Annotated in this window: 26 protein-coding genes and 1 pseudogene; 17 read left to right on the forward strand and 10 right to left on the reverse strand. The window is 41.9% G+C overall.

Going from position 1 to position 22,882, the window contains the following annotated elements; genetic code table 11:
• Window positions 1–79: 79 nt before the first annotated feature.
• The 6 genes from AAHB12_RS21045 to AAHB12_RS21070 form a co-directional block, all read right to left on the reverse strand.
• Window positions 80–955 (reverse strand): S66 peptidase family protein, encoded by an 876-nt coding sequence (locus AAHB12_RS21045; RefSeq protein ID WP_446715595.1) that lies wholly within the window; start codon window positions 953–955, stop codon window positions 80–82.
• A gap of 396 nt (window positions 956–1,351) precedes the next feature.
• Window positions 1,352–2,527, reverse strand: coding sequence for a D-alanyl-lipoteichoic acid biosynthesis protein DltD (gene dltD, locus AAHB12_RS21050; protein WP_342046922.1), 1,176 nt, complete (start codon window positions 2,525–2,527; stop codon window positions 1,352–1,354).
• A complete protein-coding gene (dltC, locus tag AAHB12_RS21055) occupies window positions 2,524–2,763 on the reverse strand; it encodes a D-alanine--poly(phosphoribitol) ligase subunit DltC (protein WP_129728014.1) in 240 nt (79 codons plus the stop codon). Before dltC ends, dltD begins: the two co-directional genes overlap by 4 nt.
• Window positions 2,764–2,826: 63 nt before the next feature.
• On the reverse strand, window positions 2,827–3,975 hold the full coding sequence (gene dltB / locus AAHB12_RS21060; protein ID WP_342046924.1) for a D-alanyl-lipoteichoic acid biosynthesis protein DltB: 1,149 nt from the start codon (window positions 3,973–3,975) through the stop codon (window positions 2,827–2,829).
• Entirely contained in the window at window positions 3,972–5,486 is a 1,515-nt protein-coding gene (dltA, locus tag AAHB12_RS21065; RefSeq protein WP_129728016.1) for a D-alanine--poly(phosphoribitol) ligase subunit DltA, read from the reverse strand. The genes dltB and dltA overlap by 4 nt, the downstream gene beginning before the upstream one ends.
• Window positions 5,487–5,498: 12 nt before the next feature.
• The gene (locus tag AAHB12_RS21070) at window positions 5,499–5,645 is read right to left on the reverse strand and encodes a teichoic acid D-Ala incorporation-associated protein DltX (protein ID WP_129728017.1); all 147 of its coding nucleotides are present in this window, start codon (window positions 5,643–5,645) and stop codon (window positions 5,499–5,501) included.
• 506 nt (window positions 5,646–6,151) lie between these two features.
• On the opposite strand from AAHB12_RS21070, the gene AAHB12_RS21075 reads away from it, so the two are divergent.
• The gene (locus tag AAHB12_RS21075) at window positions 6,152–7,336 is read left to right on the forward strand and encodes an amidohydrolase (protein ID WP_129728018.1); all 1,185 of its coding nucleotides are present in this window, start codon (window positions 6,152–6,154) and stop codon (window positions 7,334–7,336) included.
• Window positions 7,337–7,539: 203 nt separating this feature from the next.
• Here the strand turns inward: AAHB12_RS21075 and AAHB12_RS21080 are convergent, their stop codons facing one another.
• Window positions 7,540–7,935 carry a DUF350 domain-containing protein gene (locus tag AAHB12_RS21080; protein ID WP_129728019.1) on the reverse strand — a complete coding sequence of 132 codons (396 nt, stop codon included), beginning with the start codon at window positions 7,933–7,935 and terminating at the stop codon, window positions 7,540–7,542.
• Between the two features lie 240 nt (window positions 7,936–8,175).
• Here AAHB12_RS21080 and AAHB12_RS21085 point away from each other — a divergent pair, with 240 nt between their 5' ends.
• From AAHB12_RS21085 to AAHB12_RS21130, 10 genes and pseudogenes are all read left to right on the forward strand, one after another.
• Window positions 8,176–9,195 carry a LacI family DNA-binding transcriptional regulator gene (locus AAHB12_RS21085; protein ID WP_129728020.1) on the forward strand — a complete coding sequence of 340 codons (1,020 nt, stop codon included), beginning with the start codon at window positions 8,176–8,178 and terminating at the stop codon, window positions 9,193–9,195.
• Window positions 9,196–9,344: 149 nt separating this feature from the next.
• Entirely contained in the window at window positions 9,345–10,073 is a 729-nt protein-coding gene (locus AAHB12_RS21090; protein WP_129728021.1) for a ThuA domain-containing protein, read from the forward strand.
• 27 nt (window positions 10,074–10,100) lie between these two features.
• Complete coding sequence (locus tag AAHB12_RS21095; RefSeq protein WP_129728022.1) at window positions 10,101–11,126, forward strand: Gfo/Idh/MocA family protein; 1,026 nt, start codon at window positions 10,101–10,103, stop codon at window positions 11,124–11,126.
• Window positions 11,127–11,147: 21 nt separating this feature from the next.
• Window positions 11,148–12,182, forward strand: a complete 1,035-nt coding sequence (locus AAHB12_RS21100; protein WP_129728023.1) for a Gfo/Idh/MocA family protein — start codon at window positions 11,148–11,150, stop codon at window positions 12,180–12,182.
• On the forward strand, window positions 12,179–13,147 hold the full coding sequence (locus tag AAHB12_RS21105) for a sugar phosphate isomerase/epimerase family protein (RefSeq protein WP_129728024.1): 969 nt from the start codon (window positions 12,179–12,181) through the stop codon (window positions 13,145–13,147). Before AAHB12_RS21100 ends, AAHB12_RS21105 begins: the two co-directional genes overlap by 4 nt.
• A gap of 199 nt (window positions 13,148–13,346) precedes the next feature.
• Window positions 13,347–13,472: pseudogene (locus AAHB12_RS21110) on the forward strand (dihydrofolate reductase); the annotation flags it as partial.
• A 114-nt stretch (window positions 13,473–13,586) separates the two neighbouring features.
• Window positions 13,587–13,916, forward strand: coding sequence for a PadR family transcriptional regulator (locus AAHB12_RS21115; RefSeq protein WP_342046927.1), 330 nt, complete (start codon window positions 13,587–13,589; stop codon window positions 13,914–13,916).
• The gene (locus AAHB12_RS21120) at window positions 13,909–14,223 is read left to right on the forward strand and encodes a DUF1048 domain-containing protein (RefSeq protein WP_129728026.1); all 315 of its coding nucleotides are present in this window, start codon (window positions 13,909–13,911) and stop codon (window positions 14,221–14,223) included. Before AAHB12_RS21115 ends, AAHB12_RS21120 begins: the two co-directional genes overlap by 8 nt.
• 12 nt (window positions 14,224–14,235) lie before the next feature.
• Window positions 14,236–14,412 (forward strand): ATP-binding cassette domain-containing protein, encoded by a 177-nt coding sequence (locus tag AAHB12_RS21125; RefSeq protein ID WP_342046929.1) that lies wholly within the window; start codon window positions 14,236–14,238, stop codon window positions 14,410–14,412.
• A 550-nt stretch (window positions 14,413–14,962) separates the two neighbouring features.
• On the forward strand, window positions 14,963–15,577 hold the full coding sequence (locus AAHB12_RS21130; protein ID WP_342046930.1) for a PH domain-containing protein: 615 nt from the start codon (window positions 14,963–14,965) through the stop codon (window positions 15,575–15,577).
• Window positions 15,578–15,736: 159 nt separating this feature from the next.
• Here the strand turns inward: AAHB12_RS21130 and AAHB12_RS21135 are convergent, their stop codons facing one another.
• Window positions 15,737–16,054, reverse strand: a complete 318-nt coding sequence (locus tag AAHB12_RS21135) for a winged helix-turn-helix transcriptional regulator (RefSeq protein WP_129728029.1) — start codon at window positions 16,052–16,054, stop codon at window positions 15,737–15,739.
• 193 nt (window positions 16,055–16,247) lie between these two features.
• On the opposite strand from AAHB12_RS21135, the gene AAHB12_RS21140 reads away from it, so the two are divergent.
• The 3 genes from AAHB12_RS21140 (at window position 16,248) to AAHB12_RS21150 (ending at window position 19,980) form a co-directional block, all read left to right on the forward strand.
• Complete coding sequence (locus AAHB12_RS21140; protein ID WP_342046933.1) at window positions 16,248–17,411, forward strand: iron-containing alcohol dehydrogenase; 1,164 nt, start codon at window positions 16,248–16,250, stop codon at window positions 17,409–17,411.
• Between the two features lie 55 nt (window positions 17,412–17,466).
• Window positions 17,467–18,459: an L-glyceraldehyde 3-phosphate reductase gene (gene mgrA / locus AAHB12_RS21145; RefSeq protein ID WP_342046934.1), complete on the forward strand. Its 993-nt coding sequence runs from the start codon at window positions 17,467–17,469 to the stop codon at window positions 18,457–18,459.
• 240 nt (window positions 18,460–18,699) lie between these two features.
• A complete protein-coding gene (locus AAHB12_RS21150; RefSeq protein ID WP_129728032.1) occupies window positions 18,700–19,980 on the forward strand; it encodes an MFS transporter in 1,281 nt (426 codons plus the stop codon).
• Window positions 19,981–20,102: 122 nt separating this feature from the next.
• Here AAHB12_RS21150 and AAHB12_RS21155 read toward each other — a convergent pair whose 3' ends face one another.
• Entirely contained in the window at window positions 20,103–20,222 is a 120-nt protein-coding gene (locus tag AAHB12_RS21155) for a DUF4023 domain-containing protein (RefSeq protein WP_129728033.1), read from the reverse strand.
• A 184-nt stretch (window positions 20,223–20,406) separates the two neighbouring features.
• On the opposite strand from AAHB12_RS21155, the gene AAHB12_RS21160 reads away from it, so the two are divergent.
• The 3 genes from AAHB12_RS21160 to AAHB12_RS21170 are packed head-to-tail and all read left to right on the forward strand — an operon-like array spanning window position 20,407 to window position 22,227.
• A complete protein-coding gene (locus tag AAHB12_RS21160; protein WP_129728034.1) occupies window positions 20,407–20,799 on the forward strand; it encodes a hypothetical protein in 393 nt (130 codons plus the stop codon).
• 2 nt (window positions 20,800–20,801) lie between these two features.
• Window positions 20,802–21,683 (forward strand): FAD:protein FMN transferase, encoded by an 882-nt coding sequence (locus AAHB12_RS21165; protein WP_342046936.1) that lies wholly within the window; start codon window positions 20,802–20,804, stop codon window positions 21,681–21,683.
• Window position 21,684: 1 nt separating this feature from the next.
• A complete protein-coding gene (locus AAHB12_RS21170) occupies window positions 21,685–22,227 on the forward strand; it encodes a ferric reductase-like transmembrane domain-containing protein (protein ID WP_342046937.1) in 543 nt (180 codons plus the stop codon).
• A 55-nt stretch (window positions 22,228–22,282) separates the two neighbouring features.
• Here the strand turns inward: AAHB12_RS21170 and AAHB12_RS21175 are convergent, their stop codons facing one another.
• On the reverse strand, window positions 22,283–22,828 hold the full coding sequence (locus tag AAHB12_RS21175; RefSeq protein ID WP_129728037.1) for an HD domain-containing protein: 546 nt from the start codon (window positions 22,826–22,828) through the stop codon (window positions 22,283–22,285).
• Window positions 22,829–22,882 lie beyond the last annotated feature (54 nt).

The following is a 22,882-nucleotide window of genomic DNA, read 5'->3' on the forward strand; positions in this document are numbered from 1 at the left end:
TAAGGGCAACTACGCCTCTGTCTTCGCCCAAGAGCAGGGCTTGCCAATCGGCGAGTTTTCTTTATCGATTGGAACATATTCATTGTACACCGGACTCAAATGAAATCGTTTTCCCTATACCATCCATTGTGACCTGTACCCCAAGCGGAATTCCCTCGTTTGGTTTGCAATGTCCAATTGGAAAGCCACTTAAAATCGGAATATTGTACGGTACAATATGATCATGGATAATCTCAGCAATCGTAAGTGAGCTAGCACGTGCGCTTGGATTGCAATTATGGAAATCTGCTGCGATCACACCAGCACACCGTTCAAACTTCCCTGCGAGCCGAAGTTGATTAAACATCCGGTCAAGACGATAGGGTTCTTCTCCGACATCCTCCAATAAAAGAATTTTTCCGGTTGTATCAATTTCGTAGGGTGTACCCATTGTACTTGTCAAAACAGTTACATTTCCCCCAATTATAGGTGCCGTAAACGAGTAAGAAAATGATGGGTACGTATTTGTTTCTGCTGCTTGAAACTGTATGGTAGTGGGTGAAAAAAGCTGATGCAGGGAGGGAAATACGCTTTCCTCTTCATCTCGGCCACCTTCCTCCATCATCGGTCCATGAAACGTTACAAGCTGCGCATATTGGATAAAAGCTGTATGAAGCGCTGTAATATCGCTATACCCCCAAAAGATTTTCGGATTTTGCCGGATAATAGAGAAGTCTAAACCTGGAAGAAACCGGGCACTCCCGTAGCCGCCACGAGCCGCAAACACAGCTTTTACCCTCGGGTCATAAAATGCCTCATGTACATCCTGAAGTCTCATAGAATCGGTACCTGCTAAATAACCACGTTTTTTTTGCACGCTTTTTCCAACGCGAACAGAAAGGCCAAGCTTCTCTAATTTCATTACCATACGGTTTATAAAGCCTCTATCGGCTGAGCTAGCTGGGGCAATAATCATTACAGTATCACCGTACTGTAAAGCTGACGGTTTTCTCAAGAAATCCCCTCCTGAAATCTGTCATTTTGTAAAAGGGGAAAATTCCCTTCTCTTCAGTCTATTCAATTATTAAATAATTTTTCACGAGAAAAATATTGAAGAAGAGCTGGATCATATAGCTTCATTTGCTCCTATGGCAAGAAGACGGAGTGCGTAGAAAGATACTATAACCGCTTAATTTTATAGGGATAAAGAAAACTCGCCGACTGGCGAGCCCTGCTCTTGGGCGAAGACAGAGGCGTAGCCCTACTTATACTGTATTCCTAAAATTTCCGACTACGCCGAATTCACTTCTAGCTGGAAATTTATACTTTCCTACAGTGTAAAAAACCGTCTGGCTTATGCCAGACGGTTTTTTTACTGCTTACGATGAAATTCTGCTAATGCTTCGTCTACATACACCCAACCCTTCCAGCCGATGTGAAGGGTATCTTTTAGAAAGAATGGATTATATTCCTGGCTTGATAAATCAGCGACAGGAAAGCCGGATCTTTCAATTACGGTACGCACCTTTTCATAATATGCTTGACGACGTTCCTTTGGGAACCCAGCAAAGTCATACCAAGGACCATTAACTGGAATGGAAATAAACAATGCTTTTGTCTTTTCTTGCTTAAGCAAGTCCAAAATCAATTGTAAATCTTCGTATTCCGGGGACTCGGTATAAGCTTCATTTGCTTTATAGCCTTTAAGTTTACTAATCTTATCTGCAATATGCTTACGATAATATCGGTCCTCAATCCAATATGGATTCGTTTTCGAGGCTGCTTCTCCAGTTCGCTCCGCACGTTTATTTAGAGCGTTAAGAGGCAATGACCGCAAACGATGATCTATTTTAGGATTACGTGAATTTACTGCGAATAGAGACATGACAATATCCTTGCGCTCTAGAATATTCCGATACACATAACCGAACGGTTTTACTGCCGCTGCTTTATATCTATGCTTTATATCGTGGTATACGATGCCTTCTAGCATCGTTGTTAACAGCTTATCATTTCTGACAATATCAAACATGAGAAGCCGTTTTGCTGCTTGTTTCTTTAGCCTAACCGAAAGCTCATCATTAAACACAAGGTCATACGCCTGCAGGGAAGAGTAGTTAGGTGCAAAATGCACCTCATTCAGCCCTTCTTTTGTAAACCACTGCGGTGATAAAATAAATACAAGCTCACGATTTTTCAAGTCATCCCCCAGCGCAGCAAAGCTTAAGAAATGCACAAAGCTTTGTGTACCGCCACGGCCAATTAAAAATGGCGTAAAGCCCTCTGGATTCACTTTAAAATAATTATACGGATGATACACATCTAAGCGAGACAGCTCAGATGAACCGTACATCGGTAAATATTTATTATCCTCTAGCATTCGCTTTTGCAAAGCCAGTCCTTGAAATACATTTGTACTCAAGGAGGCAGCTGCATCTTCCACCTTTTTATCGCTGATCAACGGGTACAGCCATTGTACGGGTATGAAGAGCATTGTGCAAAAAAGGGCGAATGCCAGGAAGATTGGACCAAAGGTTGGTTGCTTCATCGCATCTCCGCCAATTTATTAATAATCATATTCGGTGTTGCCCACTCATCGCGGTCAAAATCAGAAATAGAAACTTCCATTCCCAGGCGTTCTTGGATTTCAACTAGTAAAGACACTGTACCGAATGAGTCTAGAACTCCTTCTTCAAAAAGCTGTATATCCGGATTTTCTTTTACGATGTCATTTTGACATACTTCTTCCAAAATATCTAATACTTGCTCTCTTAAATCAGCCATGTTTAGTTCTCCTCTTCTATGATTTCATACATAATATTACCCCATCTCTGGCAAAATGCAAGGTTAGATAATACGGCCAGAGAAGATTAAAAAACCAAAGCAAACAAGGTGGAACGTAATGATAACAGCCAGAACATGTGTAAGTGTATTGTTAGGCCAAAATTTATGCTGTTTGTTTTTCCTTTCAAATATATCAAACAATATGAAAAGCAGTGCATGGTACAAACCGTAAATAATGTAATTGATATGAAGGCCATGCCAAACTCCCATAATGAAGAAGTTTAAGAAAAAACCAATGTTGGAAATCGCATAACGGTTTTTTAAAATCTTCTTTTTTGTCATCAAAAATACAAAACGCATGTAAACATAATCGCGGAACCAAAAGGATAGACTCATATGCCAACGATTCCAAAAATCCTTAATATTCCGGCTTAGAAACGGCTTGTTAAAGTTCTCAGGCGTTTTAACCCCTATCATATAGCTTACACCGATCGCAAATAAACTGTAGCCTGCGAAGTCAAAAAATAAATATAGACTGTACGCGTACATATAAAGCAGGATAGAAGCGAACGTATCCTGCTTCACAAAGGTCCCTTGCAAAATGTACGTATGAATGAGAAAGCCAATAATGAACTTATATAAAAAACCTTGAAAAATACGATTGATTCCTATAAAAAGCATGTTTTTGTACTGCTCAGCCGTCGGCGGCTGTTCTATATCCTTTTGGAATCTCCGGTATCGATCAATGGGTCCGGACGTAATCGTTGGAAAAAATAACAGAAATCTCAGAAAGTTAAACACTGTAATTTCTTTAATCTGTCCATCTCGAATTTCCATTGTCATTTGCACTGCTTTAAATGTTAAATACGAAATACCGAGAAACCCTACTGTACTCATCGGCTGTACAAATGGAATCACCTTCACAAGAATGAGCGGCAGAATGGACAAGAATACTGCCGCATAAAATGTACTAGCCTTGTTATCACGCTTTCTGAGAGCTAGATAACCTTTTACAAGAGCTGCTTGCCAAATTGTAAATAAGATTAAGGTGCCTGCCTGCACCGGTTTGTTCCCGAACACAATTGCCAAAATTACGATAGTTGCGAACGCATTATACGTATGCAGCGCTTTGCCTTTTAGCCCCGCGATAATCGTCGGCGTAAGCAAAACTGCCACGATAATGAAAAAGTAAAACGTTGCGTAAGGCGTCATTCTGTAACCTCACTCAGTAATTTTTTTCGATCAGCCTTTCCGTTAGCTGTCATCGGAATTGAATCCTGATACATAAACTTTCTTGGGATCATATAGTTTGGCAATATAGTACTCAGCTCTTTCCGAATAGCTGATGTTAAGTGAAACTCTTTTTCAAACGAATGCTCAGCTGGAATAATGACCGCGAGCAGATAGTCATATTTTTCATCCTTTTTGATTGGCAAAATAACAGCGTTTTGCACATATTGGCTGGAACGTAGATGATGCTCAATTTCCTCAAGCTCCATCCGGTAGCCGTGCAGCTTGATTTGGAAATCCAAACGGCCATTATAAAACAGCAGACCGTCCTGTAAGTAACCCGCATCTCCTGTTTTGTAGGCACGTTCGCCATCAACTGTCGTAAATGCTTTTGCCGTTAACTCTGGACTTCCTAAATAGCCTGTGCTTACGCTTGGACCGACGATTACGATTTCGCCTTTCTCACCGTCTGCAGCAAGTGTACCATCTTCCTTCTGAATAAGAACGCGGCAATCTGACTTACAATAGCCGACTGGAAGGGATTTATATTGCTCTAGCACATTCTGATCAATCTGAATACCCGTAATTGCAACGGTTGCCTCAGTTGGCCCATATGTGTTCATAATGGCTGCTTTTGGGAAGCGCTCAAGCAAGTGACGCGCCGCATTATTTGATAACACTTCACCGCAGAATAAGAATGTTCGTACATTCGGAAGCATGCTCTCTGAGAAGGACGGTTCCATTAAACACATTTCTGCAAATGACGGTGTTGAAGTCCATACGTCAATATTAGATTTTGCTAAAGAGGCGAATAAATCTTTTGGTTTTGCAATCATATCTTTATCAACGGCCCACAAAGTTCCACCTGTGACAAGTGAGGGATATAAGTCCATCACGGATAAGTCGAAGGAGAATGGCGCTTGATTTAGAAATACTTGTCCTGTTTGCAGGTTAAAATCCTCTAGCATCCAAGACACGAAGCTTTCGAGACAGCTTGACGTGATTTGTACGCCTTTTGGATTTCCCGTACTTCCAGATGTGTAAATAATGTAAAAATTGTCTGATTCTTTTACTGCGTTTGCTGGAGCAGGTGCTTCGTCTTTATATGTCTCAAATACATCGTCTAACCAGTTTTTTCCCACGACGCGAACCGGCAAATACTCCAATGCATCCGTTGTTGGAGAAAGAAGCAGCTTAGCGCCAGAATTTTCTGCGATGCGAAGCACGCGTTCTGCTGGAATGGATGCGTCGACTGGTATATAGGCATGTCCTGCTTTTACGCACGCCAAGAAACATGCAACCATTTCCGGCTGCATATGACCATAGACCATAATGGGTGAAGCATCTTGTTCATATTCTCTTATAATCCACGCCGCAAGTGCATCTGAATATTGTTTTAGTTGTCCGAAAGTGAGCCTCTCATCTCTCCAAACAAATGCTAGGCGATCTGGTGTTTCGATACTCCACTTCTCAATTTGTTCTAATAAATTCATTTTTTTCCCACCCTAAAATTCATTGTAAATGAACGTACTCGTATTCGTATCTGTAAATCCATACAGCCATAAAAGGGCAATGAGGATCGCGAGGTAGTATATTGTTTTAAGAACCCATTGCGTCATTGGCCGGGACCACAATTCCTTTATAATATTCATGGTTGTCTCCCTTTACTTATTATCGGTCTCTATACACTTGTTAATTTTAAAATAAAAATTCCACCCAAATGGGTGAAAAAGGTTGTAAACGCAACACTCTTTGTTTGTATAGTAGCATTAAAACAAGGAAAAGGAAATCCATTCTTTTCATAAACAAGTTATGCATGCCAAGAGTAAGTATACAATTGAATGAAACAATCTATCTATCCCTAAACATATGCATCATGCAGGAAAAGAAAGGGTGAGATTAGAAATGGAATAGAGGAACAGGTATATTTTTATAAATCCAGCATAAAAAAGCGTAACAGCCTTTTTTTGCTGATGATTAAAGAAAACTCGCAGATTGGCGAGCCCTGTCCCCTGAGCGGAGACAGAGGCATAGTTGCCCTTATACTGTCTTCGACTACGTCGAATTCGCGCCTAGCTGGAGATTTATACTTTCTTAAAGTGCAAGCTTATGTTCAGTAATTATACATTCTTAGCAAGTCAAGGAAAGGAGTAAAGATATGATACAGCCGTGGATACCCGAAATTTCGAAGGAGAGGCTCGTTACGTGGCGTCGTTATTTACACCAACATCCAGAGCTGTCATTTCAGGAGGAACGTACAGCACAGTTTATATATGATACACTTTGTTCATTTCAAACACTAACGGTTACAAGACCAACTGGTAACAGTGTAATGGCCAGAGCCATTGGACCAAAGCCTGGTGTTACAATCGGCATTCGGGCCGATATGGATGCGCTGCCCATTCAGGAGGAAACCGGTGCGGATTACGCATCATGTGTCCCGGGAGTGATGCACGCATGCGGACACGACGGACATACAGCCATTTTGCTGGAAGCGGCATATATCGTATCACAGCATGTCACGGAACTGTGCGGAGAAATCCGTTTCTTCTTTCAACATGCGGAGGAGCAATATCCAGGCGGAGCAGAAGAGATGGTGCAGGCAGGTGTGATGGATGGAGTGGACTACGTAATTGGATTGCATCTCATGTCCGGACTGGAAACGGGGAACATCGGCATCGCCTACGGTCCGATGGCGGCAGCTCCAGACGTTTTTACCATCGAAATCCAAGGGAAGGGCGGACATGCTGCACGTCCCGAAGAAACGATTGATCCCCTTGCGATTGGCGCACAAATTACTACAAACTTGCAGCACGTTGTATCACGAGGTACCGGGGCCTTTGAGCAACGCGTACTGTCTGTGACGCAATTTCATGCAGGAACAGCCGATAATATTATTCCAGATACAGCTTCCTTGATGGGAACAGTGCGCTGCTTCCGTGAGGAGCTGCGCCGAGAAGCAGAGCGGAAAATTGAACAAATTGTAAAAGGTCTTACGGCAGCGCATGGAGCTACTTATTCCTACAGTTATCGATACGGCTACCGACCAGTTGTAAATGAAGAATATGTAACAAAAGTTACCGAGCAAAGCGCGATCGAGCTGTTCGGAAAAGAAGCGGTTGTTACAGTTTCTCCTTCTATGGGCGGAGAAGACTTTTCTGCCTTTTTACAAAAGGCGCCAGGGTGCTTTTTTAAGGTAGGTTCAGGAAATAAACAGAAGGGAACAGCGTATCCGCATCATCATCCGAAATTTGATATAGATGAAGACGCCCTAAGCATAGGGGTGAAGATGTTTCTTCAGACAGCTATGCAGCTGCAAAAAGGAGGAAGTCCGACTGCTTAAAGTCGGGCTTTTTTTACACTTTAAGAAAGGATAAATTTCCAGCTAGAAATGATTCGACGTAATCGAAAATTTTAGGAATACAGTGTAAGGACAACGATGTCTCTGTCTTACAAGTTTTCTTTAACGTATACCAATCTGTATGTTGTAGAGAGGGGGAGTTTCAATATTACCTCCCCAAGTTTGGCCATATTAGACCAGAAAGATTAATAGGTTAAGCATTGCGCCAGCAACCAACCGACGGATAAAGATAAAAGCAGCAGCATAAGACCGACAGCACGGTTATCTTCTTCCACCGCCTGATGAATGCTAAAACGAATGGTGACAAGCTCCGCTAAGTAAAAACATACAATTTGTGCGACAATGCCAATGCTTCCCCAAAGAAGCATATCTGTAATAGAGACAGAGTTGGCAATGGCTGACCCGAGTACAAAAGAAAGTCCAAGCAACTTTCCACCAATAGACATTGCAGCTGCTTGATTCCCTTTTCCAATTAAATGAAACTCTTTTGTTTTTGTAGTAACCTCAAACAAAAGCAGACCTACAAATAACAAAACCACTCCCACTGCTGCATACATAAGAAAATTGACAAACAAGCTCATAGAAACACCTTCTTTCTTTATATAACACTATGCATATTATATAGGAAATCATTGCAACTTTTTCGTAGAAATATAGAAAGCTAAAAATTTAGATCTATAAGGCCACTGTGCATTGTTATGTGTAGTGAATGTTGAGTTCATAAATTAGCTAAAAAAGATTTTGTAAATAGACTTGTATGGATTATGGGAATCGTATATAATCAAAACATGAAATAAGTTAACCGTTTAACCGGAGGGGTTATGACTCAAAAAACTACAATTCGCGACGTTGCGAAATATGCCGGTGTATCGGTCGCGACAGTTTCTTATGTAATCAATGGTGTCAATAAGGTTTCTGATGAAACAAAGCAACGAGTGCTGCAGGCTATTCAAGATTTGCAATACCAGCCAAACTTTACGGCTGTAAGCTTATCTACGAATAAATCAAATATGTTTGGTATTCTGATTCCGCTCGTGGAAGATACGCTTGCTCCGGTCTTTGCAGGCAACCAATACTATAGCGAATTAATTAGCGGTATTGAGTATGTGTCACGTAAGAGTGGCTATGATTTCCTCATTTCTGGTGCAAGCAACCCGAACGAGTGCCGGAATTGGGTGACCAAGCGGAACCTTGACGGACTCCTTTTTTTAGGCTCATTTCCGGAGAAACTATACGAGGAAATGAAAACGCTTCATACAAAAATCGTACTTGTAGATGCGTATGAAGAGTATTCAAGATTGTACCATAATATCCGAATGGATGATGAGCTAGGAGGATATCTCGCAGCACATCACCTTGCTGAAAGAGGGCATAGCCGCATTGCTTTTGTTGCGCCAGGCATAAATAATCCAATTGATCGACGTCGTTTTCTTGGATTTGAGAACGCGCTCAAAGAACATCATATTTCTGTAAATCCGGAATGGATTTTTCTAAGTGGTGATGGAGCGTTTCAGAGTGGCTATAACGTTGGAATGCGTTTGATGCAATCCGAAGCGACTGCTGCGTTTGCTACTTCAGACATTTTGGCTCTCGGGATGATCAAAGCGATTCATGAACACAATAAAGAAGTACCTCATGACTATTCTATTGTCGGATTTGATGACCTGATTATTAGCCAATACTCATCTCCAAGCTTAACAACAGTTAGGCAGGATGTATTTAACAAAGGGGCAATTGCCGCGCAGACTCTAATCGATACGGTTGAATCGAAGCAACCTCAGGCACAAACAGTAACACTGCCTGTTGAACTGGCTGTGAGAGACTCCACTCATTTTCTATAACAGCATCTTCTCTGCATATAAGCAGAGAAGAGCAGTTATAGAAAATAAGTCTGTGACCCGTCAGTAAAAGGAAAGAGCAGCCAAATTTTTATTTGCTCGGTTAACCGGTTAACTTAATTCTTACTTTAAAAGAAAGCTAGGTGTTCACATTGGTACAAGTTACAGTATGGAATGAAAATCGTCATGAAAAGAAGAATCCTGTTGTACGGGATATTTATCCAAACGGCATTCATGGAGCAATCGCAGGATTTCTAGAAGAAGCAGGATTTCAAGCACGCACAGCCGTACTAGATGAACCTGAGCATGGACTAACAGACGAGGTGCTTCAAAATACAGATGTTTTAATTTGGTGGGGACATCTTGCCCATGGAGAGGTTTCCGATGAGGTTGTACAAAAGGTGCAGCAGCGTGTTCTAGATGGAATGGGACTTATCGTTCTTCACTCTGGACATTTTTCTAAAATTTTCAAAGTGCTTATGGGGACAAGCTGTGACTTAAAATGGCGTGAGGCTGATGACAGAGAACGTCTTTGGGTTATTGATCCGAGCCATCCGATTACAAACGGCATTGGAGAGTACATTCAGCTTGAAAAAGAAGAAATGTATGGCGAACACTTCGACATTCCAGCTCCAGATGAGCTTATTTTCATGAGCTGGTTTGAGGGTGGAGAGGTATTCCGCAGCGGCTGCACATACAAGCGTGGAAACGGAAAAATATTCTATTTCAGACCAGGACATGAAACATATCCAACATATCACAATAAAGAAATTCAACGCGTCATCATGAATGCGGTAGAATGGGCGAAGCCAGTGCAGCGCAATCGTCCCGTATACGGCAATGCAAAACCGCTAGAAACAATTACCGAAAAAACAAATTAATTTATTATATTTAAGGGGGAGCCACACATGACACAATTAAAAATTGGCGTAATCGGATGCGGAAGTATTGCACAGCACCGTCATTTACTGGAGTATGCGGCGAATGCACATGTTGAAATTGTAGCGGTATGCGATATCAATGAGGAACGCGCAAAGAAAACCGCAGAAAAGTATGGTGCAACAGCTTATACAAGCTATGAGGAGTTAGTAAAAAGCGGTACAGTAGATGCAGTCAGCGTTTGTACACCAAACTATTTACATGCGCCAATTTCCATCGCAGCGCTTGAAGCAGGACTGCATGTATTATGCGAAAAACCAATGGCAATTTCTCAAAAAGAAGCTGAAGATATGATTGCAGCAGCGAATGCAAGCGACAAAAAACTGATGATTGCTCATAACCAACGCTTTGTTGCTTCACACCAAAAAGCAAGGCAGCTTATTGAAAGCGGAGAAATCGGTAAAATCTATAGCTTCCGTACAGCATTCGGCCATCCGGGGCCTGAAGGATGGAGCGCGGATGGGAAAGAAAGCTGGTTCTTCCAAAAAGAAAAAGCATTTATCGGTGCGATGGGCGACCTAGGCGTTCATAAAACAGACTTGCTTCGTTATGTATTAGGAGAGGAAATTACTGAGGTTGGCGCGTTTATTGAAACGAGTGCAAAGAGTTTTGCGGATGTGGATGATACAGCTGTTTGTGTGTTGAAAACAGAAAGCGGAATTATCGGAACGCTTGCAGCGAGCTGGTCTTACGTTGGCAAGGAGGATAATTCCACAATTATTTACGGGGAAAAGGCGATTCTTCGTCTAGAGGATGACCCAACGTATTCTCTCGTTGCACAATATGCAAACGGTCAGGTTGTAAAGTATGAACTTGGCAAAATTCAATCCAACGAATCCGGCGGCCAAAGCAGCTCCCATGTGGTTGACCACTTTGTGGAGTGCGTAGTAGAAGATAAGCAGCCGCTCATTACAGGAGAAGAAGGAATGAAATCATTAGCTGTTATCTTAGCTGCTCTTGAGTCGAACGAAACAAAAACAATTACGCGGGTGTGAGTAAAGAAAAGAGGTGACATGATGAAAAAGCTTCGGATCGGGGTGATTGGCGTTGGCGGTATTGCGCAAGGACGTCACATCCCAGCCCTTTTAAAGCTAGGGGATTTATGTGAAATTACGGCGGTAAGCGATGTAAATAGAGAGCGGGCGAAGGAAGTCGCAGAGCAATATACCATTCCGTATGCAACTGACAACTACCATGATCTGTTCACAAAGGTTGATGCTGTATGTATTTGTACACCGAACAAGTTCCACGCGGAAATTTCTATTGCGGCGTTAGAAGCAGGCGTTCATGTTATGTGCGAGAAACCGATGGCGATGAGCGCTGCAGAATGTGAACAGATGATTGCTGCTGCAAAGCAGGCGGATAAGGTATTAGCCATTGCATATCATTACCGTTTTATGAAAGAAGCACAGGCGGCGAAGAAGCTAATGGCGGAGGTCGGTACGCCGCTCGTGGCAAGAGTAGAAGCAATGCGCCGCCGAAAAGTACCTGGCTGGGGCGTCTTTACGAATAAAGAGCTGCAGGGCGGAGGAAGTTTGATTGACTACGGCTGCCATCTTCTTGATTTGGTGCTGTGGCTTATGGGGAATCCGAAGCAAATTACAGTAAACGGCAGCACCTACAATGCCTTAAGTACAATACCAAACCAAGTAAATCAATGGGGTTCTTTTAACCATGAAACATTTGGGGTGGACGACCATGTAACAGCATATGTGACATTTGAAAATGGTGCTTCGCTTCTGTTTGAAACATCATGGTCCGCCAATGTGAAGGATGACAAGGAACATGTTAGCATTTCAGGTATTGAAGGCGGTCTAAACGTATTTCCGCTAGAGCTGTACACGACAAAAAACGGTATGCTGTTAAACAGTGAGGCGGCATGGCTTCCAGGTGAAGATGATCCAGGTTTGCCTCAGGCTCGAAACTTTCTGAGCGCTTGTCTTGGATTAGAAGAGCTTGTTGTACAGCCGGAGGAGGCACTGCAAGTATCGCAAATTATCGATGCCATTTATGCAGGTAGCACGAAGAAAAGGGAGGAGAATGAGGGATGAAGCTAGGAGTATTCACTGTATTATTCGCAAATCAATCGTTTGAGGAAATGCTCGATACAGTACAAAAAGCAGGATTACAAGCAGTAGAAATTGGGACAGGCTGTTATCCTGGTAATCAGCATTGTGATTTAGACGCATTGCTTGCAAGCGAGGAGCTTCGCCACGAGTATCTTGCAAAGATACGTGATCGAGGCTTAACGATTAGTGCATTTAGCTGTCACGGCAACCCAATTTCTCCAGATAAAGAGTTTGCGCAGGAATCGCATGAGACACTGACGAAAACCATTCAATTGGCATCACTGCTGGAAGTACCTGTTGTAAACTGCTTTTCCGGAACAGCAGGAGACCACGAAGGAGCGAAATATCCGAACTGGCCTGTAACAGCTTGGCCGAATGAATTTAACGATGTGCTGCAATGGCAATGGGAGCAAAAGCTCATTCCATATTGGAAAACCACTGGACAATTTGCAAAAGATCATAATGTGAAAATCGGTTTAGAACTTCATGGCGGCTTTCTAGTTCATACGCCGTATACACTATTGAAGCTTCGTGAGGAAACGTGCGACGCAATCGGTGCAAACCTTGATCCGAGTCATTTATGGTGGCAAGGGATCGATCCGGTAGCTGCAATTAAAATTTTAGGTAAGGAAAATGCAATTCATCATTTCCATGCAAAGGATACATATATCGACCGCGATAACGTCAATATGTACGGCTTAACCGATATGCAGCCATATGGAAATGTACAAACGAGAGCATGGACGTTCCGTTCGGTGGGCTGCGGCCATAGCCTTGCAGAATGGTCTGATATGATGAGCGCCCTTCGGACATATGGCTACGATTATGTTGTGAGCATCGAGCATGAAGACGCTCTTATGTCAATTGAAGAAGGTTTCCAGCGCGCGGTAACCAACTTGTCAGCTGTACTTATTAAAGAACAGCCTTCCCAAATGTGGTGGGCATAAGCATGCAATAAAACCATACAGCCACTGTGCAGATTCAAGGAATGCAGTCTTGAATCTGCACAGTGGTTTTTGTTACGCATTAAAGAAGAAACTTCCATCTTCGCCTAACGGATCGCCAATCAGCTGCTTTTCTTGTATGTTGCACCTTGAACGGGTGCTGCTCTGTTATATAAAAGATGCTCCCTCAAATAGGCGTGTTATGAAGAATCAACGGAATATAGTATTGTTTATTTCTCAAAGTCTGGATGGGTATATTGCAACAAAAGGAGACTCATTAGATTGGTTATTTAGGGTTGAAGGGGATAATGGCTATTCTGTTTTTTACATAAATATAAAGAAGTAAATAAAAATAAAAATAAAAATGGGTTTGACATAATAACTACTTAGTAATACTATATAGTAGTACTCAGTATTACTAAGTAGGTTATTAGGAGGATATATGAAGGATTTAACTGAAATGCTTAAAGGTGTTCTTGAAGGAGTGGTGCTTCAAAAGATCCATGCTGGAGAAACCTACGGCTATGAAATAACTAAGTACCTAAACGATTTAGGCTTTGATGATATTGTAGAAGGAACGGTCTATACCATTCTTGTTCGAATCGAGAAAAAAGGGCTCGTCGAGATTGAGAAGAAAAAGTCAGAGCTCGGACCTGCGAGAAAATTCTATACTCTAAATACTAAAGGTGAACAAGAATTGGAAACTTTTTGGAATAAGTGGACATTTTTAGAAGGGAAAATGAATCAGATAAAGGGGCAAAGAAATGATTAAAAAGATGATTCAAGAAAAACGGGAATATCGTGCCTATCAAAAAAGGGTGAATGAATTACCAGAAGAATACAGAAAGGCAATGAAAGCAATTGAAAATTACATGTGGAACTATGCTAAAGGATCAGGAATGTTGGAACTTTTAAAAAATATTTTAGAGATGTTCGAAAATAGTGCAAGTGAGGGTTTAAGTGTACGAGATGTAGTCGGAGATGATATTGCCGAATTTGCTGACTCATTACTAGCAGAATTTCCAGAAGAAACATGGATGGATAAAATGAGAAAAAAATTAAGGGATTCTATTGAGTAGAGGGAGAGACCCATGAATTCAACAGTCCTTAACATCAAAAATGTGAAAAAGAGTTTTAAAGAGAATGAGGTTTTAAAAAATGTAAATATCACTGTGAAAACAGGTTCCATATATGCCTTATTAGGAGCGAATGGAGCGGGGAAAAGTACTTTATTAAGAATTGTAACTGGGTTGATATTTTTGGATTGAAGGTTTATAGAAGAGTCATTGCTGCAAAAAAGTCGTTGCATGTATTAATTATTTTGTATTGAAACAGAAAAAAAGATAGTGGAAATAATAAAAGTGATCAATGCGGCTTTAGCTCTATAATCAATAGGGCTAAGGCCGTTTCATCGTTTTTGAAACCTATCAGGATTATAGGAATGTATATATTCATTACACTTTAAGATGGATAAATTTCTAGCTGGGAGATCATTCGACGTAACGAGAAATTTTAGGAATAAAGTATAAGGGCAACTACACCCCTGTCTGCGCCCAAAAGCAGGGCTTGCCAGTCGGCGAATTTTCTTTACACTTTAAGATGGATAAATTTCTAGCTAGGAGATCATTCGACGTAGTGAGAAATTTTAGGAATAAAGTATAAGGGCAACTACGCCTCTGTCTGCGCCTAAAAGCAGGGCTTGCCAATCGGCGAGTTTTCTTTAGAAAATTTTAAATATTTTACAAAATCAACTATGCCTATGCTACAATGAGAGTGCAATATTTGAGGTTTACATTGAAAACAGAAAGGATGAATCTCATGTTTGGAAAACTAGCGGCTGATGCACTAGGGTTAAGTGATGTAGGCTCTGTAATTAAACCGAAAGATTACGACAAGGTGGATGCAGATGACTATATTATGCATGAAGACGATGAGAAGATTTTCTTCCTTATCAAATCAAAATCGGATGAGTACTGTTTCACAAACAAAGCCTTAATCCATCTTGATGGAACAAGCGCTGTCAGTAAAAAGCGCACACTCCGCCGTTATAATTTCAGCACGAATAAAATTTCAAATGTAACACTCGAGACAGCTGGAACCGTAGATTTAGATGTTGAAATCAAATTTAACTTAGGTGTTGAACATTACTCCATCGACGTACATAAAAAGCATTTAGAGGAGCTAAAGGATTTGTATAAAGCTCTTCTTAAAATCGCAGAAATTTCACATGAAAACGAGGTTTCATTAGCATATGCAGCAAAAAGCCTAGAAGTGGCTTCTACAACATTAAGTCGCGTTACAAGCACGGAAAGTAAGCTAGTTGACCAATTTAAAGAACTCAACACCGCCGCTTTCTCTTGGCTGACAGATACGAGAAAGCAATATACTGTTAAGGACTTTGGTTTTGTGTTTGAGCGTTATATTAATAACTAGATTTTATCCAAAGAGGCTGCCCAGGGCAACAGCCTCTTTTTTTCGTTTTGAGTAAACTTTTCAAAGTCTGTCTAAGTTAATGCGGCTTCTCCTGCCTCGGATAAAGAAAACTTGCTTATTTAATATATAAGAAAAACAAGTTGTGTGATGTAATTTAACTTACCCCCACTGTGCACCCCAAAGCTTCATTTCCTTGAGAATTTTATGAAAGGCCAGACCCTTTTCTGTTAGCGCATATTCCACCGTAACAGGAACGGTAGCATAGACGGTACGAGTGACAATTTGGTGCTCTTCTAAGTGACGCAGCGTATCGGTCAAAGCCTTTGGACTAATTTTTTGGATTGCTTTTTGTAATTCCCCGAAGCGCTTTGTTCCGTCAAACAATTCGCGCAACACAAGAAATGACCATTTTCCTCCTATAATAATAAGCGCCTTTTCGATTGAACATTCAATTTGAGCTTCTAATTCTTTCTCCATACATACCTCCAGCAGGAATATAAAGGATAGTAACTATAAAAATTATACTATGTAATCTGCTCTTAACTATAGCAAAAATATTTCAGTACTTGTAGTCTACTTTTATAAAGAATATACTTTTCTTGTGTAATGAGGTTATTCCCGGATAATAGAGTATGAGTAGCAAAAGGAAACTGAACGGAGGATACTGCTTATGGAGAATTTTTCTTATCAAAATCCAACGAAGCTTATTTTTGGAGAAGGACAGCTGGAAGCGCTTAAAAAGGAGGTTCCGCAATATGGGACAAAAGTACTGCTTGTATACGGCGGCGGCAGCATTAAGCGAAACGGTTTGTATGCCCAAGTGCAATCAATTTTAAGCGAGCTCGGCGCAGATGTAACAGAGCTTGGGGGTGTAGAGCCAAATCCTCGGTTAACATCGGTACAAAAGGGAATTCGTTTATCACAGGAAAATGGCGTTCAGTTTATTTTGGCAGTTGGGGGCGGCAGTGTGCTCGACTGTGCGAAAGCGATTGCAGCGGGTGTAAAATATGAAGGAGATGTTTGGGACATTATCACAAGCAAGGTAACTGCGACAGAGGCCCTGCCAATCGGTTCTGTGCTAACGCTTGCAGCAACAGGCTCAGAAATGAATAACAACTCTGTTATTACAAACTGGGAGACAAATGAAAAATACGGCTGGAGCAGTCCTGCTACATATCCACAATTTTCTATACTAGATCCGGTATATACATATACAGTTCCTCGTGACCAAACGGTATACGGCATGGTAGATATTATGTCGCATGTGTTTGAACAATATTTTCATCATGTACCAAACACACTATTGCAGGATCGCTATTGTGAATCCTTGCTAAAAACAGTGATTGAAACAGCGCCAAAGCTTATTGACGATTTAGAAAATTACGACCACCGAGCAACAATTTTATATGCTGGTACAATGGCTTTAAATAAAACACTCGGAATGGGTACGCGCGGTGAATGGTCGACCCATGAAATTGAGCATGCGGTTTCAGCCGTATACGATATCCCGCATGGCGGCGGTCTTGCTATCCTGTTTCCAAACTGGATGAAGCATGTTATGAATGAAAACATTGAGCGCTTTAAGCAATTTGCAGTACGTGTATTTGATATTGCAGCAGAAGGAAAAACAGACCGTGACATTGCATTAGAAGGAATTGAGGCACTCCGTCAATTTTGGAATTCCATCGGTGCCCCATCCCGCCTGGCAGACTACGGGATTGGCGAGGACAAGCTTGAGGTCATGGCTGACAAAGCAATGACACGCGGCAGCCTCGGAAACTTTAAAAAGCTAAGCAAGGAAGATGTAATCGAAATCTACCGCGCGTCTCTATAAGAAAGACAGATATAGTACTTCCCCTAAACCTTTTACATAATGGAGGGCAATAATTATGGTATATCAAGCTGAACAAACTCGCTATGAAACAATGAAATATAACCGAAGCGGACGCTCGGGACTCTTGCTGCCAGCTATTTCACTGGGGCTTTGGCATAACTTTGGCGGTGTAGATTCCTTTGAAAACGGACGGGCGATGCTAAGACGAGCGTTTGATTTAGGAATTACGCATTTTGACCTAGCAAACAACTACGGTCCGCCGCCTGGATCTGCGGAGGAAATGTTTGGTTCGCTGCTAAAAACAGACTTCGCACCGTACCGCGATGAATTGATTATTTCAACGAAAGCAGGCTATCGGATGTGGCCGGGTCCCTATGGAGAATGGGGTTCAAAAAAATATCTCATATCTAGCTTAGACCAAAGCCTAAAGCGCATGGGATTAGATTATGTCGATATTTTTTATTCACATCGCCCTGATCCAAATACACCGCTCGAAGAAACGATGGGTGCTCTCGATTTAATTGTCCGTCAAGGAAAGGCGCTGTATGTAGGAATCTCAAGCTACAGCGCAGAGCAAACAGATGAAGCGATTCGCATTTTAAATAAGCTTGGCACACCGTTAGTCATTCATCAACCATCTTACTCGATGATGAACCGCTGGATTGAAGATGGCTTACAAGATGTGCTGCAGGAAAATGGTGTTGGATCAATCGCATTTTGTCCATTGGCACAAGGTTTACTGACGAATAAATATTTGTCAGGCGTACCAACTGATTCAAGAGCTGCAAAAGCAACTGGGTTTCTGCAGGAGGATCAAGTGACGGAGCAAGCGGTAAATCAAGTCCGAAAATTGAACGAGATTGCCGCAGAACGCGGACAAAGCTTGGCACAAATGGCTCTTGCTTGGGTGTTGCGTGAAGGCCGTGTAACATCTGCATTAATTGGCGCAAGTAGAGTAAGCCAAATTGAAGAAAATGTTGCTGCGTTAAACAATCTTGATTTTACACAGGAAGAACTAGCTAGAATTGAAGATATTCTGCAAAGCTAATCTTTAGAGCTGTAGTAGAAAAACGTCCCTTGGTTTGATGTGAAACCAAGGGATTTTTTTCATACTTTAACTTTTTTTACAGATTCTTTCTAATAGGAGTATGGCGACTTCTTATTGTAAGCGAAAACATAGACTATACCTGTTTTTTCCGCTTGTAGGCCTTGCATATATGTGGAAAGATGGGAATAGAGGTTATAAGATAGAAAGAGTAATTTAATACAGATTAGGAGACGATTACAGTTGGAAACAGAAACAGAACAAAAAGGCGGATATAAATGGATTGTTTTTACAACAGTTCTATTCGCATACTTCCTCATTGTCAGTCAAAGAACAGCGCCGGGGTTAATTACCGATCAATTGATGGACGAATTTCATATTTCCGCTTCTACTCTTGGTGTACTAGCGGGCATTCAATTTGTTTCGTATGCCGGTCTGCAGGTTCCATTTGGAGTGTTGGCAGATCGATTTGGTCCCGCTTATTTTCTTATTATCGGTACTTTGCTAGATGGGCTTGGCACCGTTTTGTATAGCAGTGCCTCACATGAAGCAATTCTAATGACTGCGCGGCTTCTTGTAGGCGTTGGTGATGCGATGATTTGGATTAACATCGTGTTGATTTTAAGTCAATGGTTTAGCAAAAAGGAATTTGCAGCTCTGCTAGGGTGGGCTGGAATGTGCGGAAGTCTCGGTTCCATTATGGCAACACTGCCGTTTTCATATTGGATTGCGGCAGCTGGATGGAGAGCGCCGTTTTTGACGTTAGGGTTGGCTCTTTGTGCGTGGACTGCACTCTTATATTTCGTTCTCGTTAAAAGGCCGAAGCAACTCAAACTGGCTCCTCCATACGCCAGCCAACAAAGCAAACAGCAAAAAAGCGTGCTATCCATCATCCGTCGCGTGTTTCAGAGCCGACAGGCATGGGCAGCTTTTTTCTGCCATTTTGGTCTTGTTGGTACATATGTTGGTTTTATCGGCTCATGGGCCGTTCCGTATGGCATGACTGTGTATCACATGACGCGGGCAGAAGCGAGTCAGCTTATCATGCTAGGATTATTGGGTGCGCTCATCGGCGGACCGATTACAGGTTGGATTTCGACTCGTCTTCATATGAGAAGACTTCCGTATATTATCGTTCATCTACTCACCTTTTTAAGCTGGACCTCTTTTTTAGTTATGGGAGGAAAGCCTCCGTTGCCTGTGCTCATGGTTCTTTATGTACTTATTGGATACGCAAATGGTGCGAGTATGCTAACATTTGCAGTTGTACGCCATTCCTTTTTGGAAGAAGAGGTTGGTGTTGTGTCCGGATTTGCGAATATGGGCGGCTTTTTAAGCGCGGTTTTGCTGCCGATCCTATTCGGTGCGGTATTAGATTATTTTGAAGCGACAGCATCGGTGCATATTGGATATTGGTACGGATTTAGCATTCCTGCTTTCTTTTCGTTCATTGGGTTGCTAGGCGGGTTCGCCATTTCCGAGAAACAATATAAGTCTAAAACAAAGCTGCAGCCTTCAGCATAAAAGACTGCGTGCTTGCGGCCAAGTCATGCACTTCGTTACGGAAACTAAAATATGGCCTGCAAAAGCATCGGTCGCAACAAGACCGATGCTTTTTTGGTGTTTATAAGAAATAGACAGCTCTTTTAATGCTGCTTATTAGGAAGCTTTTGGCTTGGATTACCTTTGCCTTGACGCTTCCTGTTTTGTTCATCCTTCGCTTGCTTCTCTTGTATGCTCTCAAGTGAGTTATTTGTGTTATTCATGCTGCTACCCCTTCCTTACTTAATATAAAACCTCGTTCGTACTTTAACCATTTCCCTGCAAAAACATGCATCTACCGACGGGAAGGCTTTTTATTAAAAGCTTTAAAATTCTTTTGTTTTTCACCGTATTTTAACTAATCTCTTATAAGATGAAGACAAGCTTTTGAAAAGGAGGATCTAGAACATGAATAAAAAAGCAATTACTTGGGGCATTCGCCTTGGAAGTATATCACTGGCAGTCGGCTTAGCTGCCTATATGTCAGCACAGGAAGACGGACAGCAAGGAGTTTCAGTAAATGGTACACAGCAAAACGATGCATCCTCATCGTCGCAGCAAAATGACACATTGGCACCGCAAAATGGACAGACCGAAAGCAATCAACAATTTGGAAGAAGACAAGAACAGCGAGGCTCTAACAGCTTCAACGAACAATCTGATGATCAATACAGCGGAAATACACAATCCGAAACAGAGGAGCAGTCGGGAACAACCAGTCAATACGGGGACAATGGCCAAAGCGAGGGCAGTATGCAGGAAAACTCACGTAGCTTTGACACAATGACAGGAGGGTCGTAAAAGTGAAAACATATAACTTTTCCGCAATGAATACAAATATTCAGCTTGGTATAGAGCGAAGCAAGCGCTCAGACGAAGAGCTGCTTCAGCAAGTCCAGCATATCTTTGAAATGGTTGAGAATGCCTGCAGCAGATTTTTGCCAGATAGTGAGCTATCACGCCTAAATGAACAAGTTGGACAGGAGGTCGCATTATCTCCTCTCCTCTTTTCCATTTTGCAGCAAGCAGCCAAATGTTACAGAGAAACAAACGGATTGTTTCAGCCTGGTGTATTAGCTGCACTAGAACAGGAAGGATACCGCCAATCGATTGAGCAAATTCGCGGGCAAGAGATAACAACTTTCGTATCCGCACCTATTGCTGTTGCAACAAAGCTTCCTTATGCACTAGATGATAAGAACATAACGATTGTGGCGGAGGAAAAGCTCGATTTAGGAGGCATCGCAAAAGGATGGGCTGTTGACTACACAGCAGCACTTCTTCAAGCAAACGCTGACGGTTTTATCAATGCGGGAGGGGACCTATGCATATTCGGCCAGCTCGCAAACGAATTGACTGTCGGTATTGAGCATCCGTATATACCTGGGGAAAGCATGTCCTCATTGTCTCTGTCGTCTGGTGCGCTCGCAACATCCTCCACTGCAAAGCGGAGATGGAAAAACAATGGAGAGTGGAAGCATCATCTCATTGATCCAAGAACGGGCACATCAGTAAATAGTAGAATTGTCACTGTTACTGTCACAGCTCCAACTGCGGTACAAGCAGATGTGTGGGCAAAAACAGTGCTATTGCTTGGAGAAGAACAAGGTGGCGCATGGATTGAACAAAAGGGTGAGCGTGCCGTTTGGATGAACGAATTCGGTGAAGTCTGGAGGGTTGGCTAATATGCAGGAATATATATGGTATTTCATCCGGACCACCGGTCTTGTCGCCTATTTATTGATGTATGGGTCGGTAATGGTTGGGCTGTTTTCACAAATTCAGAAGCGAAAAAAGAAAAAAATGATAAACACGCTTCATGCCCATGAAGTATTGTCCAATTGGACGTGTATCCTCACCATCGCTCATCTTGCTCTTTTATTCTTCGATACGTATGTGTCCTTTGATTGGAAGGACCTGCTCATTCCATTTGTAACTGATTATAAACCATTGCCAATGGCGATCGGAATTTTCTCACTGTACTTGCTAATTCTGACATGGATCACAACAAAGCTTCGCAAACACATTGGTATGAAGCTTTGGCGAGTGCTTCATATGTTCACACCAATTTTATATATCCTCGTTACAATTCACGGTGTGTGGCTCGGCACAGATTTTCAAAAGGTCATACTTCTACTGATGAATATCATCCCGTTTGCCTCCTTTATTTGGATGTTCCTTGTCCGTCATGATGAAGTGGAGAAGACACAACAAAGCCCGGTTTCTTGAAAATAGAACCGGGCTTTCCTATTGAAACTCGCTCTCAGAGACAAACATCATCTCATTACGCTTGCTCATATTTTTTCACATGCTCACGATGATTCAATGTATGATCTACAAGCTCATCTAGCCGTTGAATCGCTTTTAACGCTTTATCATAAGAAATGGTGCGATAATGATGCTGACCACCCGGCTCTTCATCCATTTCATCTGCTTGCTTAATGATGCTTTGTAAAGAATTTAGCTCAATCGGTCTGCTTGGTAGGAACGAATCGGTATGAAATAAAATAGCAAGCGCAATCTCCTTTGCAATCCGCGGATCTTCCCCGAGTCGAATTAGCAGCTTATGTGCCCTCTCTGCACCTTTCACCGCATGTATATCATTTGTTTTATATAGCTCATAATCCCATTTTCCATCACGATACCACGTATAATGCCCAATATCATGAAGAAACCCAGCTTTCACCGCCAAATCAACAGAAAGGCCGTGCTCATTTGCTAGGCGGAACGCATGATATGCAACTGCAATCGCATGCACCATCCCTGAACGGTTAATATACTTCTGCGCAATCGGATGCTGAAAAATTTGTTCTAGTGTAACATGACGCATAGACCTTCACTCCTTCTTTCTAAATATAAAAGCGGACGGGAAGAAAAGGTAGGT

Source organism: Bacillus sp. OTU530, from assembly GCF_038440375.1.